13 protein-coding genes, 1 other RNA gene and 1 pseudogene are annotated in these 12,287 nt (G+C 54.7%); 7 read left to right on the forward strand and 8 right to left on the reverse strand.

Going from position 1 to position 12,287, the window contains the following annotated elements; genetic code table 11:
• Window positions 1-87 precede the first annotated feature (87 nt).
• Window positions 88-456: a DUF805 domain-containing protein gene (locus ACQUTP_RS20910; RefSeq protein ID WP_017900662.1), complete on the forward strand. Its 369-nt coding sequence runs from the start codon at window positions 88-90 to the stop codon at window positions 454-456.
• A 40-nt stretch (window positions 457-496) separates the two neighbouring features.
• Here the strand turns inward: ACQUTP_RS20910 and ACQUTP_RS20915 are convergent, their stop codons facing one another.
• The gene (locus ACQUTP_RS20915) at window positions 497-1,393 is read right to left on the reverse strand and encodes a LysR family transcriptional regulator (RefSeq protein WP_004144865.1); all 897 of its coding nucleotides are present in this window, start codon (window positions 1,391-1,393) and stop codon (window positions 497-499) included.
• Window positions 1,394-1,497: 104 nt separating this feature from the next.
• On the opposite strand from ACQUTP_RS20915, the gene ACQUTP_RS20920 reads away from it, so the two are divergent.
• Together ACQUTP_RS20920 and ACQUTP_RS20925 are read left to right on the forward strand one after the other, a co-directional pair.
• On the forward strand, window positions 1,498-2,199 hold the full coding sequence (locus ACQUTP_RS20920; protein WP_065802873.1) for a pirin family protein: 702 nt from the start codon (window positions 1,498-1,500) through the stop codon (window positions 2,197-2,199).
• A gap of 24 nt (window positions 2,200-2,223) precedes the next feature.
• Window positions 2,224-2,391, forward strand: a complete 168-nt coding sequence (locus ACQUTP_RS20925) for a hypothetical protein (RefSeq protein WP_004206134.1) — start codon at window positions 2,224-2,226, stop codon at window positions 2,389-2,391.
• A gap of 73 nt (window positions 2,392-2,464) precedes the next feature.
• Here ACQUTP_RS20925 and ACQUTP_RS20930 read toward each other — a convergent pair whose 3' ends face one another.
• Window positions 2,465-2,875 carry a Spy/CpxP family protein refolding chaperone gene (locus ACQUTP_RS20930; protein WP_004206135.1) on the reverse strand — a complete coding sequence of 137 codons (411 nt, stop codon included), beginning with the start codon at window positions 2,873-2,875 and terminating at the stop codon, window positions 2,465-2,467.
• A gap of 313 nt (window positions 2,876-3,188) precedes the next feature.
• On the opposite strand from ACQUTP_RS20930, the gene ACQUTP_RS20935 reads away from it, so the two are divergent.
• A complete protein-coding gene (locus tag ACQUTP_RS20935; protein WP_053809930.1) occupies window positions 3,189-3,653 on the forward strand; it encodes an OB-fold putative lipoprotein in 465 nt (154 codons plus the stop codon).
• A 225-nt stretch (window positions 3,654-3,878) separates the two neighbouring features.
• On the opposite strand, the gene rnpB is transcribed toward ACQUTP_RS20935, so the two are convergent.
• The 4 genes and pseudogenes from rnpB to garL form a co-directional block, all read right to left on the reverse strand.
• An RNA gene (gene rnpB, locus ACQUTP_RS20940) (RNase P RNA component class A) lies at window positions 3,879-4,261 on the reverse strand.
• A gap of 32 nt (window positions 4,262-4,293) precedes the next feature.
• A pseudogene (locus ACQUTP_RS20945) lies at window positions 4,294-4,439 on the reverse strand (glycerate 2-kinase); the annotation flags it as partial.
• A gap of 71 nt (window positions 4,440-4,510) precedes the next feature.
• Window positions 4,511-5,401 (reverse strand): 2-hydroxy-3-oxopropionate reductase, encoded by an 891-nt coding sequence (garR, locus tag ACQUTP_RS20950; protein ID WP_163619808.1) that lies wholly within the window; start codon window positions 5,399-5,401, stop codon window positions 4,511-4,513.
• 26 nt (window positions 5,402-5,427) lie between these two features.
• Window positions 5,428-6,198: a 2-dehydro-3-deoxyglucarate aldolase gene (gene garL / locus ACQUTP_RS20955; protein WP_048295626.1), complete on the reverse strand. Its 771-nt coding sequence runs from the start codon at window positions 6,196-6,198 to the stop codon at window positions 5,428-5,430.
• Window positions 6,199-6,762: 564 nt separating this feature from the next.
• Between garL and garD the strand changes: the two genes are divergently transcribed.
• Complete coding sequence (garD, locus tag ACQUTP_RS20960; RefSeq protein ID WP_428902434.1) at window positions 6,763-8,334, forward strand: galactarate dehydratase; 1,572 nt, start codon at window positions 6,763-6,765, stop codon at window positions 8,332-8,334.
• Window positions 8,335-8,388: 54 nt separating this feature from the next.
• Here the strand turns inward: garD and ACQUTP_RS20965 are convergent, their stop codons facing one another.
• Complete coding sequence (locus ACQUTP_RS20965) at window positions 8,389-9,339, reverse strand: sugar kinase (RefSeq protein ID WP_004206140.1); 951 nt, start codon at window positions 9,337-9,339, stop codon at window positions 8,389-8,391.
• On the reverse strand, window positions 9,339-10,142 hold the full coding sequence (locus ACQUTP_RS20970; RefSeq protein WP_072140524.1) for a DeoR/GlpR family DNA-binding transcription regulator: 804 nt from the start codon (window positions 10,140-10,142) through the stop codon (window positions 9,339-9,341). Before ACQUTP_RS20970 ends, ACQUTP_RS20965 begins: the two co-directional genes overlap by 1 nt.
• 350 nt (window positions 10,143-10,492) lie before the next feature.
• Here ACQUTP_RS20970 and ACQUTP_RS20975 point away from each other — a divergent pair, with 350 nt between their 5' ends.
• Window positions 10,493-11,347 carry a tagatose bisphosphate family class II aldolase gene (locus ACQUTP_RS20975; protein ID WP_004206142.1) on the forward strand — a complete coding sequence of 285 codons (855 nt, stop codon included), beginning with the start codon at window positions 10,493-10,495 and terminating at the stop codon, window positions 11,345-11,347.
• Window positions 11,348-11,371: 24 nt separating this feature from the next.
• Entirely contained in the window at window positions 11,372-12,286 is a 915-nt protein-coding gene (gene pfkB / locus ACQUTP_RS20980) for a 1-phosphofructokinase (RefSeq protein WP_004206143.1), read from the forward strand.
• Window position 12,287: the final 1 nt, after the last annotated feature.

Below are 12,287 nucleotides of genomic sequence, written 5' to 3' on the forward strand. Positions count from 1 at the left end.
ACAGATATTTACCCACCATTCATTCACGTCTATTCTTATTGCGATCGCTTAAAAAACAAGTGATTGACGGTTAATTGAGGCGTAGAAATGGACTGGTATCTCAAGGTATTAAAAAACTATATAGGATTTGGCGGCCGTGCGCGGCGCAAAGAGTACTGGATGTTTATTCTGGTCAACCTCATCCTGACCGGCGTATTGAGCATCATCGATAAAATGCTGGGCTGGCAGCGGGCGGGCGGCGAAGGCATTCTGACGACCATCTATGGCATACTGGTCTTTTTACCGTGGTGGGCGGTGCAGTTTCGGCGTCTGCACGACACCGACCGCTCGGCATGGTGGCTGCTGCTGCTGTTGATCCCGGTCATCGGCTGGCTGGTGATTCTGATCTTTAACTGCCAGCGCGGAACGGAAGGCAACAACCGATTCGGGCCCGATCCAAAACCCTTTTCATACTAAATCTTCCTGCTCCTCCCGCTAGCGGGAGGAGCGTCCTCGACTATCTGCCGGCAAAAAGCTTAGGGATCTCGCGCAGGCACCAGGACTTCGCTTCGCCCATGCTGTCCCGTCGCCAGGCCATGATAATGTCAATTTCATTGGTATATTCCGGACTGACCACCCGCAAGCGTCCTTCGGCAATATCCTTCTCCACCAGCGGATAGGGCATGGTCGCCACGCCTAACCCGGCCAGCAGCGCCTGGCGCTTATCTTCAATGGTGCTCACCGTTAAGCGCGGCTGTTTATCCAGCAGTTGAACGGTGAGAACGGGCCGCTCGCGCGCGGTATCCGCCACCGCGACGCCACGGTATTTCACGCGGGTGACCTCAGAGAGCGGTTCAGGCTCCTGGTGGATCGGGTGGTCCGGCGCCGCGACGTACACGCTGAGCACCGAATAGAGTTTGCGCGAGTTAATCTCCGAGGAGGAACGAAAATGCATATCCGGCGCGACAACGATATCCGCCCGCCCCTGCTCCAGCCGCTCCCAGGCGCCGGCCAGCACCTCGGTGATAATCGACAGCTGAGTGTTGGACTTGGTCGCCAGTTTCTCAATCAGCGGAAACAGATCCGGCGTGGGCACCAGCGCTTCAGTGACGATCGTCAGGTGAGTTTCCCAGCCGCGTGACAGGGCTTCGGCGTCGGTGGTGAGCTTGTCCGCCGCCTCGAGCAGCACACGCCCGCGCTCCAGCAGCATCCGTCCGACATTGGTGAACTTTGTGCGATGACCTGAGCGGTCAAACAGCACCACGTCCAGCTCCTCCTCCAGTTTTTGCATGGTGTAGCTCAGGGCGGAAGGCACGCGTCCCAGCTCATCAGCCGCGGCAGCGAAGCTCCCGCGACGGTCGATCGCATCCATCACGCGTAACGCTTCCAGCGTTAATGCTCTCTCTTTGGCCATCGCTTTCTCATTCAGGAAATTTGAACATACCGGGCAGAATATCTGGCTAACAATACAGCGTCCATACCTTTACCATTGATTTAGTGTAAAGAGAGGTCAAGAACATGATTACTACCCGAACAGCCAAACAATGCGGACAAGCAGACTTCGGCTGGCTGCAGGCCCGCTACACCTTCTCCTTTGGCCACTACTTCGACCCGAAATTACTGGGCTTCGCGTCCTTACGCGTTCTCAATCAGGAAGTGCTGGCGCCAGGCGCTTCCTTCCAGGCCAGAACGTACCCAAAAGTCGATATCCTGAACCTGATTCTGGAAGGCGAAGCGGAGTATCGCGACAGCGACGGCAACCACGTGCAGGCCAAAGCCGGTGAAGCACTGCTGATCGCCACCCAGCCTGGCGTGAGCTATAGCGAGCATAATCTGAGCAAAGAGCAGTCGTTAACGCGGATGCAGCTGTGGCTCGATGCCTGCCCGCAGCGGGAAAACCCGTTGCAGCAGAAAATCGAGGTCGCCAACGCGCCGCTACAGCTGCTGGCCTCACCGGATGGGGTGAATAATAGCCTCCAGCTTCGCCAGCAGGCCTGGGTCTATCATATCGCGCTGGAAAAAGGTGAGCAGATCAACGTGCAATTGCATGGGCCACGCGCCTACCTGCAGTCGATCCACGGCACGGTCCATGCCGTCGCGCAGGAACAACCAAAACAGGCTCTCACCTGTGGTGATGGGGCATTTATTCGTGACGAAGCTAACATTACCCTCGTCGCCGATACGCCGCTGCGCGCTTTGCTGATAGATTTACCGGTGTAACAACGGAAGTGATGGAGTTTGTCAGTGAGTAAAAAGAAAAACAGAAAAAAGGCGTCTCCGACGCCGCTGGCCCCGACGCCGCCGGAAACCGTCGGCGTCGTCAGCTTTGGTTATGATGAGATGCTTAGCGAACTGGAAGCCATTGTTGCCGAAGCTGAGATTCGCCTGCGAGATGAAGAAAGTCTCGCCTGAACCTGCAGTATGGATTATTCGGCTATCCTTGATGACTTCCCACTTATATCGGCCCCGAAAGGGGCCGATGGCATTATTCACTCAGCGCGTCGGCAAGATCTTTTTTCACCTGGGTACGCTGCTCGGGTGTCAGTACCTGATTCACATCAAAATAGTACTTCACGCGATAATAACGTACCTGTTGATCAATTTTACTGAAAGCCGCCAGCTGATCCTTCACCGCTTTCTCATTCCATTTACCGGAATCAATCACGTTAATCAGCGCGCCATCTTTAATGTCTTGCTGTGAAATCTGCTGCACATTATTTTCCAGCTGCTGATGCAGGCTTTTAATTTTCGCCACCTGATCGCTGGTGAGTTTTAAGTGCTGGACAATAGGATCCTGCGCTGGCGCTGGCGCCGCCTGCACGTCCGCGGCCTGTGCCGTCAGAGAGAAACCGCTGGTCAGAAGGGTGGCGAACGCAATACGGGTTATTAATTTCATTGTCTTATCCTGATGTGAAATTGCCAGAAATAGCGGTTTATTATTTTACAGCCGGGAGTGAATAATTGTAAAAAACAATACCTAAAGATTATTTTCATTCGTGATAAGAATAAAAACACCAAACACATTGATTACATGAATGAGGTCACTATGTTAATTCGTACACTCCATACAACAACATTAACTCATTACTTTCAATTAAAGAAGCAGATCAAATAGTTGACAGTGGTGACTTTTTCTTTGATTTAATCAGCGCACATCACGTTATCCTGTGAATCAGGGATATCATTAAAAAATAAATAAGGAGATAGGTATGTTATTACGCTTTCGTGTATTACCGTTGGTATTTTTCATATCGTTATTAAGCGGCTGCGGCCTGGCCTCTAAAGCCTTTTATTCCGCAGGCGATAAATTATTTCAGCCGGGAGATGACGCCGTCGCTTCGATGCAAACGTATTCCGTCGCGCAGTTTCTGCAGCCGTTTACTCTCAATCCGGCGAAGGCCAGCAGCGATTATCTGGGTAAATGGGTTAAGGTGCGCGGCGTGATTGTCGACATTCGCAGAATGAGCGGCATCGCCGGCAGCTACTATTTTATCGTGACCATGCGCGATGAGCAGAATAAAACGGATAAACGTCTGACCTTTAATTTTGGATCGCATAACAGCGCAGACGTCGAGTCTTTAAGCAACGGCAGCATCGCCACGATTATCGGCCAGGTTCATCAGGTGCAAGATTCTACGGTACCGACGCTGCAGAATCCTAAGGTGGTTAAATAACGCTAGCTGACCGCTACGCCGCGCGTTTTTGGTATAGCGTCGTGGACAGTCATTCATTCGCGTCACGGATTCAGATAGCAAAAACCCCGCCGGAGCGGGGTTTTGACATAAAGAGGTGAAACTGACCGGTAAGCCGCGTGCTTTTGGTATAGCGTCGTGGACAGTCATTCATCCTGCGTCCGGTATTCAGATAGCAAAAACCCCGCCGAAGCGGGGTTTTCTAAGGAGTGAAACTGACCGATAAGCCGGGTTCTGTCGTGGACAGTCATTCATCTAGGCCAGCAATCGCTCACTGGCTCAAGCAGCCTACCCGGGTTCAGTACGGGCCGTACCTTATGAACCCCTATTTGGCCTTGCTCCGGGTGGAGTTTACCGTGCCACGGACTGTTACCAGCCGCGCGGTGCGCTCTTACCGCACCCTTTCACCCTTACCTGATCCCGCTTGCGCGGGCCATCGGCGGTTTGCTCTCTGTTGCACTGGTCGTGGGCTGTGACACCCCCCAGGCGTTACCTGGCACCTTGCCCTATGGAGCCCGGACTTTCCTCCCCTCCGCCCGTCTCCCCCCGAAGGAGGACGACGACGAAGCGGCGACTGTCTGGTCAGCTTCGGCGCGCAGTATAGTGGGTTTACCGCCCGTTGTCATCCTTCTGTCGTCATCCCGACCAGCAGGATGGCGGCGATATTGCGCGATGCATGATAAATATTATCAAACGCGCCGCGAAACGCCGCTTCCTGCGTCGCAAATGAGGTTAACACGCGGAAACGGCATCAATACCGCGTCTATGCTCGCCCCGCCGTGGCAGTCTGGCACTGTTGCACCAAACATAACCACCATGCCGCGCAGGGGCTCTTCTTGTTAGCGAGTCACTTCCACTTTCACCAGCTTTTCGTAGTAGCATGCCAGCGCGCTATGGTCAGCGGTGCCCAGACCGTCCGCACGCAGCGCCTGCATCATCTCCATTACCGCCGCTGTCAGCGGCAGTTGAGCGCCCACGCCATGGGAGGTATCCAGCGCATTGGCCAGATCTTTAATATGCAGATCGATCCGGAAGCCCGGCTTGAAGTTACGATCCATCACCATCGGCGCTTTGGCATCCAGCACGGTACTCCCCGCCAGACCGCCGCGGATCGCCTGATAAACCAGATCCGGATTGACGCCGGCTTTGGTGGCCAGGGTCAGCGCTTCGGACATGGCAGCGATGTTCAGGGCGACGATCACCTGATTGGCCAGTTTGGTCACATTGCCCGCGCCAATGTCGCCGGTATGCACCACGGAGCCGGCCATCGCTTTCATCAGATCGTAATATTTGTCGAAGATCGCCTTGTCGCCGCCGACCATCACCGACAGGGTGCCGTCGATCGCTTTTGGTTCGCCGCCGCTTACCGGCGCGTCCAGCATATCAATACCTTTGGCCTTCAGCGCTTCGCTAATTTCCCGGCTGGCCAGCGGCGCAATAGAGCTCATGTCGATCACCACGGTGCCCGGTTTCGCGCCTTCAATAATGCCGTTTTCCCCCAGCGCCACCTCTTTGACATGCGGCGAGTTCGGCAGCATGGTGATGATCACATCGCACTGCTCGGCAATCGCCTTCGGCGTGGCCGCGGTCTCTGCGCCCGCGGCAATCACGTCGGCAATCGCTTCCGGATTACGGTCAGACACCACCAGCGAGTAACCCGCCTTCAGCAAATTTTTGCTCATCGGCTTGCCCATAATGCCAAGACCGATAAAACCCACTTTGATTGTCATATTGTTCTCTCTCTTCATCCTGGTGATTATTTTCTAAAGGCATCAGCAAGTTTCTGGGTTGCGGAACGGAAGACCCCCAGATCGCTGCCGACGGCGACAAAAGTGGCGCCCCACTCCAGGTAGCGCCGCGCATCGGCCTCTACCGGCGCCAGAATGCCGCTTGGCTTACCGTGCTTCTTCGCGCTGGCGAAGATATGCTGGATGGCGCGCTGCACCTCAGGATGGGCGGCATTGCCCAGATGACCTAACGCGGCGGCCAGGTCGCTCGGGCCGACGAACAGGCCGTCGACACCTTCGGTCGCGGCAATCGCCTCGACGTTGTCCACCCCGGTCTGGCTCTCAATCTGTACCAGAATGGAAATGTTTTTATTGGACTGGGCGAAGTAGTCCGGCACGGTGCCGAACATATTGCCGCGATGGGAAACGGAGACTCCGCGGATCCCTTCCGGCGGGTAGCGAGTAGAAGCCACCGCCTGCGCCGCCTGTTCCGCTGTCTCGACAAATGGCACCAGGAAGTTATAGAAGCCGATATCCAGCATGCGCTTAATGATGATGGGCTCGTTGGTCGGCACGCGCACCACCTGAGCGCTGGAGCTGCCTTTCAGCGCCATAAGCTGTGGGATAAGCGTGGTGACGTCGTTCGGCGCGTGTTCCGCGTCCAGTACCAGCCAGTCGAAACCCGCCAGACCCAACACCTCGGTGCTGATCGGATTGGCCAGCGCGCACCAGCAGCCAATCTGCACCTGATGAGCCGCCAGCGCGGCCTTAAATTTGTTCGGGAAAATTGCGTTATCCATGATTTTTACCTTGCGTTAATCGTTGCTAACTTCTGCAATTCATTCGTTATATCACCAGCCCGGCGAGAGAGCCCCATTAGGCTGGAAAAGCGTATCGCCTGACCCCAAATATTATCCGCAGAATAAACCAGCGAATGGGTGTCCTTTTTTATTTCCTGCCCTTGAGTCCGGAAAATGTAAGCCCATCGCAAATTAACCATCTTTTAATATTCGTTAGGTGACTGCTAAATTATTAACCCGCGATTAAAAGGCAAACCATGCGCATATCGGACGTCACAAAAACACGACTCAGTATAGTCAGCTCCCACTCGCCAGACACTATGCATAAACACAATATAAACACATTTTTTAAAGCCTTAGTTGGGCAATCGCCTTAAGCTATGGGCGCTAATCCACACTTCTTACGATTCCCCACCCTCCGCGCGCGTCCATGGCGACAAGGAGTGATTCAGATCACATCTTCACGCCGACACACCTGACATGCTTTATTTCATTATTCCGCTTAACAGCGCCAGAATTACCATTTAATGATATTTTTAGCACCTGTTTGGAGATAACTGGACAATGGCTGATATTTCAATTCGACAACAATCGCCTACCGCGTTTTATATAAAAGTTGACCCGACAGATAATGTGGCGATTATTGTCAACGATCGGGGATTAACCGCCGGAACGCGTTTCCCGGACGGCCTGACGCTCATCGAGCACATTCCACAGGGTCATAAAGTCGCCCTGGTGGATATCCCAGCCCACGGTGAAATTATCCGTTACGGAGAAGTCATTGGCTTGGCAATGCGCGACATCCCCAAAGGAAGCTGGATTGACGAGTCGTTAGTGGCGTTGCCCACCGCCCCGCCGTTGAACACCCTGCCGCTGGCCACCAAAGTGCCGGCCCCGCTGCCGCCGCTGGAAGGCTATACCTTCGCAGGCTACCGCAATGCCGACGGCAGCGTGGGCACCAAAAATCTGCTGGGTATCACCACCAGCGTGCACTGCGTTGCGGGCGTGGTCGATTACGTGGTGAAACTCATTGAACGCGACCTGCTGCCGAAATATCCCAACGTCGACGGCGTGGTGGGTCTGAATCACCTCTATGGCTGCGGCGTTGCGATTAATGCGCCAGCGGCGGTGGTGCCAATACGCACCATCCACAATATCGCCCTTAACCCGAACTTCGGCGGCGAAGTGATGGTCATTGGCCTTGGCTGTGAAAAGCTGCAGCCCGAGCGGCGGCTGCAGGGGACGGAAGATGTCAAAAGCATCCCGGTGGACAGCGCCAGTATCGTCAGCCTGCAGGATGAAAAGCACGTGGGCTTTAAATCGATGGTCGATGACATTCTGCAGGTCGCCGAGCGCCATCTGGCGAAACTCAACCAGCGTCAGCGGGAAACCTGCCCGGCTTCTGAACTGGTGGTAGGTATGCAGTGCGGCGGCAGCGACGCTTTCTCCGGCGTGACCGCCAACCCGGCGGTGGGTTACGCCTCCGATCTGCTGGTGCGCTGCGGCGCGACGGTGATGTTCTCAGAGGTGACCGAAGTCCGCGACGCTATCCATCTGCTGACGCCGCGGGCGATCAACGAAGAGGTGGGTAAACGCCTGCTGGAAGAGATGGCCTGGTACGATAACTATCTCGATATGGGCAAAACCGACCGCAGCGCCAACCCCTCACCTGGTAACAAGAAAGGCGGCCTGGCCAACGTGGTGGAAAAAGCGCTGGGGTCGATTGCCAAATCAGGAAAAAGCGCCATCGTTGAGGTGCTTTCCCCCGGGCAGCGCCCGACCAAACGTGGCCTGATTTACGCCGCCACCCCCGCCAGCGATTTTGTCTGCGGCACCCAGCAGGTGGCCTCTGGCATCACGGTGCAGGTGTTCACCACCGGCCGCGGCACGCCTTACGGACTAATGGCGGTACCGGTGATAAAAATGGCGACTCGCACCGAGCTGGCTAACCGCTGGTATGACTTAATGGACATTAACGCGGGCACCATCGCCACCGGCGAAGAGACGATTGAGGAGGTGGGGCTGAAGCTGTTCGAATTTATTCTCGACGTCGCCAGCGGACGCAAGAAAACCTTCTCCGATCAATGGGGTCTGCATAACCAACTGGCGGTATTCAACCCGGCGCCGGTAACCTGATCGCGACACTGGCAGCCCACTCCCCTTCAGCCCGGATTTATCCGGGCTTGTTGATTAAGCGTGCTGTGCGGCAAGAAAAGCGCTGATCTGCGCCTGCGTCGAGGTACCTTCCATCGGTCCACGCTGGCTAATCGCCAGCGAGCCGCTGGCATTTGCCCATCTCAGCGCCTCCTGCGGCGTGGCGCCATTGAGGAACAGGCTGACAAAGGTGGCGCCAAAGCAGTCCCCGGCGCCTGTCGGATCCACCACTGGCACGTTGAAGCCGGCGACATGGTGTGTCTCGTTGGCGCTAAAGTAGCTGGCGCCACGCGGCCCGCGTTTAATCACTACATGCTTCACGCCGCGTTTCAGTAGCTTATCAACCAGGACCTGCTCATTGCGCTCCGGATTGAGGCCAAAGTAATCCAGCTCGCCGTCGCTCGGCAGGAAGATATCGGTGTAGTCGAGGATATATTCAAAAGCCTGCGACATCTCCGGGATGTTAAGCATCTCTTTGCGAATATTGGGGTCGAACGACACCGTCCCGTTGCGGCCTTTTATATTTTCAATCGCTTTACGCATCGCATCGATAATACGGAACGAGAACAACGACGATCCCATAATGTGAAAATGCTGACACCGGTTGAGCAGCGCCTCATCAATGTGGTCGGCGGTCAGTAAACCGCAGGCGCTATTGGGCATGTTAAAAATAAAATCGCGCTGCGCCTGACTACGATAGCTGACGAAGGCGCTACCGGTGGTCGCTTTCTGCAGCATGGCGATACCGTTGACGTTAACGCCGTCTTTCTCCAGCCGCGCAATGTTCATCTCACCAAAGGCGTCGCTGCCCACGCAGCTAAACAGCACGGAACCAAAACCCAGCTTAGCTACCTGATCGGCAAAGATTGCCGGCGCCCCGCTCGGATAGGGCCCCCAAAATTCACCGGGGCGGGAAAAACCCTGATTCTCTTCCTTGGCGAGAAACTCCACCAGCAGCTCGCCGATGGTGCAAATGGTTACGTTCATCACCGCTCCTGGTTTGTCTTATGCAAAGCCGTGTTGAGCCATGTCAGGCATTCATTGTTGGTATAGCTGTTGGTCAAACCCGCAGCGAGGAAGCAGGCATGGTACTCTGCCGCGACCACCTGCGGGGTCACGACGCTGCTGATCTGTTGCAATTCACCCACAGCATAACGTTTCTCGCCATAGACCGGTCGGGACGCGACAATCGCAATGACTCGTTTACTCTGGGCGACAGCCTCGTTTAGTAAATGTGCTGTGACCTCGTTACGCACGCTCAGCGTGCCGTCTTCGGCAATATGATCCACCGCTATCAGGGCACGTGAAGGGCGGTAATGGCCTAACGCCTTCAGCGCCAGATCGCCCTCCACAATCCGCCCCTGGCCTGACAGCACCCCGCCAAGCAGAACGGTTTCCCCATTTAAAAACTCCTGCGCCAGCGCGACATGGCCCAGATCGTTTAACAGCAGGCAAAGCTCTTCTCTGTTGGCCAGAAAGGGGATCACTTTGCGCAAAATAGAACCCTGACCTAAAAACAGCGTTTCGCCATCTTCTATCTGCGCCGCCACCTGGCGAGCCATTTCCGTCTCCAGCGCTTTATCCCTGACGGCCGGTGCTTCCCGGGTCACCGCAACCGGCGCGCCAGCCTGGGCAGTATAAATCGCCCCGCCGAAGGAGCGTTTCAAGTAGCCCTGCTGCTCGAGGTAGTTGAGATCGTTACGGATTGTCACCCCGGAAACAGCCAGCATTTCGGCCAGATCGTCGACTTTGATCTCGCCGTTCTTACGAACGATCTCTGCGATGTCCAAGCGCCTTTTCAGCAGGCTGGTTGACGGTTTTGCCACGGTTTATGCCTTATTATTTTCTCCTGGAATAACTTTCATTTTTAAATTTCCCTGGTGCAATGTCAAACCGCGGCTGTATACCTACTCCGCCATAAATAAAATAATCAATAATAATCATATAGTTACAAAAACACACCTTCCCGGCGAAAACTTTAAAAAAGAAACACTAAAAATGTTATTAACTTTCATTTTAAAAATCAATTCATCATTGTGTGCGGTTGATCACACCTAAAAGCCGAGACGATCGGTACATTACTTTCAAATTGAAGGTTATTAGAGACAAATAACTTACAACTTGAAAATAGAGGACTAAAATGTACATCATTTCCAGTAAAAACATGCTGTTGAAAGCTCAACGACAGGGTTATGCCGTGCCGGCTTTCAATATCCATAACCTCGAAACTATGCAGGTCGTCGTTGAAACGGCAGCTGAGCTACACTCCCCCCTGATCCTTGCCGGCACGCCCGGTACCTATAGCTATGCCGGCACCGGCAACGTGGTGGCGATCGCCCGCGATCTGGCGAAAAAGTGGGATCTCCCGCTCGCTCTGCACCTCGATCATCATGAGGATCTGGCTGATATCACACGCAAAGTCCAGGCAGGGATCCGCTCGGTCATGATCGATGGCTCTCACTCGCCGTTCGAAGAGAACGTGGCGCTGGTAAAAAGCGTAGTGGAGTTGAGTCACCGCTATGATGCCAGCGTAGAAGCCGAGCTGGGCCGTCTGGGCGGGGTAGAAGACGATCTGGTGGTCGATGCAAAAGATGCGCTCTATACCAACCCCGAACAGGCCCGCGAATTTGTCGCTCGTACCGGTATTGATTCGCTGGCCGTTGCCATCGGTACCGCGCATGGCCTTTACACCGCCGAACCGAAGCTTGATTTTGAGCGCCTGGCGGCTATTCGCGACCGCGTTGACGTTCCGCTGGTCCTGCATGGCGCTTCCGGCCTGCCGGATAGTGATATTCGCCGCGCCATTTCTCTGGGCGTCTGCAAAGTCAACGTCGCCACCGAACTAAAAATTGCTTTCTCGGATGCACTGAAAGCCTACTTCCTGGAAAATCCGGGCGCCAACGATCCTCGCCACTATATGAAACCGGCGAAAGCGGCAATGAAAGAGGTCGTTCGCAAAGTGATTCACGTTTGTGGCTGCGAAGGACAACTGTAATCAGCGAATCGAAGGAGCCTTGTCGTGATCCACACCCTGACACTGAATACCGCGATTGATATGAATATCTTTTGCGATCCGCTCCAGCCGGCGGCAGTCAACCGCACCCGGCAGACGGAATATTGCCCGAATGGTAAAGGGGTTAACGTCTCGCTGGTATTACATCATTACCAGCAGCCAACCCATGTTATGGGCATATTCGGCGGTTTTACCGGCCGCTATATCGTTGAGGAACTACGCAAACAGCATATTAACGTCACGCCGGCATGGGTCGCTGAACCCACCCGTATTAATATCTTTATTAACGACGGCAGCGATGAATACAAACTGGTAAATCCCGGCGCGCGGATTGACGATGAAGGAAAAGAACAAATTCTTCATCATTTACAGTGCGTCGCGCCTGGTGATTATTTAGTTATCAGCGGCAGTCTGCCACCGGGAATAGAGAGCCGGTTTTATAGCGAGATTCTAGTGCTGTGTCAGCAAAAAGGGTGTGAAGTCATCTTAGATATCAGCCACCCGGTGCTGCGCCAGCTGTTAGAGTGGCGTCCGCTATTGATTAAGCCCAATGACGACGAGCTGAAAGAGATCTTTGGTCTGGATGTCAGCAACCCACGGCGGGTACGCGAAGCAATGCAAACGCTCCACCAGCTCGGGGCCCGTAACGTGCTGCTGACCCTTGGCGCGCAAGGACTCTACTTTTCGAATGGCGAGCAGCTGTGGTTCTGCTCGGCCCCGAAAATCGAGCTGGTCAGCTCGGCCTGCGCTGGCGATGCCGCGCTGGGCGCGTTTCTCAGCCAATGGCTTAACACAGACGATATTCCCCAGGCGCTGGCGCTGGCCAGCGCCACCGGCGCCGATGTTGCCGCCTCCGCCGGGCTTGGCAAATTAAACCGTACGCAAGAATTATTACAACAACTTCAGATCGTCCAATTATAAA

The organism is Klebsiella sp. 2-CIP_Kleb. (genome assembly GCF_050378715.1).
GTDB classification, from domain to species: domain Bacteria; phylum Pseudomonadota; class Gammaproteobacteria; order Enterobacterales; family Enterobacteriaceae; genus Klebsiella; species Klebsiella quasipneumoniae.

What these genes read in the sequence shown, in the direction of transcription:
- ACQUTP_RS20935 (WP_053809930.1), top strand. Translation starts at nt 3,189, where the DNA reads ATGTTATTACGCTTTCGTGTATTACCGTTGGTATTTTTCATATCGTTA.
- ACQUTP_RS20975 (WP_004206142.1), top strand. Translation starts at nt 10,493, where the DNA reads ATGTACATCATTTCCAGTAAAAACATGCTGTTGAAAGCTCAACGACAG.
- ACQUTP_RS20910 (WP_017900662.1), top strand. Translation starts at nt 88, where the DNA reads ATGGACTGGTATCTCAAGGTATTAAAAAACTATATAGGATTTGGCGGC.
- garD (WP_428902434.1), top strand. Translation starts at nt 6,763, where the DNA reads ATGGCTGATATTTCAATTCGACAACAATCGCCTACCGCGTTTTATATA.
- ACQUTP_RS20965 (WP_004206140.1), bottom strand. Translation starts at nt 9,339, where the DNA reads ATGAACGTAACCATTTGCACCATCGGCGAGCTGCTGGTGGAGTTTCTC.
- ACQUTP_RS20930 (WP_004206135.1), bottom strand. Translation starts at nt 2,875, where the DNA reads ATGAAATTAATAACCCGTATTGCGTTCGCCACCCTTCTGACCAGCGGT.
- ACQUTP_RS20915 (WP_004144865.1), bottom strand. Translation starts at nt 1,393, where the DNA reads ATGGCCAAAGAGAGAGCATTAACGCTGGAAGCGTTACGCGTGATGGAT.
- garR (WP_163619808.1), bottom strand. Translation starts at nt 5,401, where the DNA reads ATGACAATCAAAGTGGGTTTTATCGGTCTTGGCATTATGGGCAAGCCG.
- ACQUTP_RS20920 (WP_065802873.1), top strand. Translation starts at nt 1,498, where the DNA reads ATGATTACTACCCGAACAGCCAAACAATGCGGACAAGCAGACTTCGGC.
- garL (WP_048295626.1), bottom strand. Translation starts at nt 6,198, where the DNA reads ATGGATAACGCAATTTTCCCGAACAAATTTAAGGCCGCGCTGGCGGCT.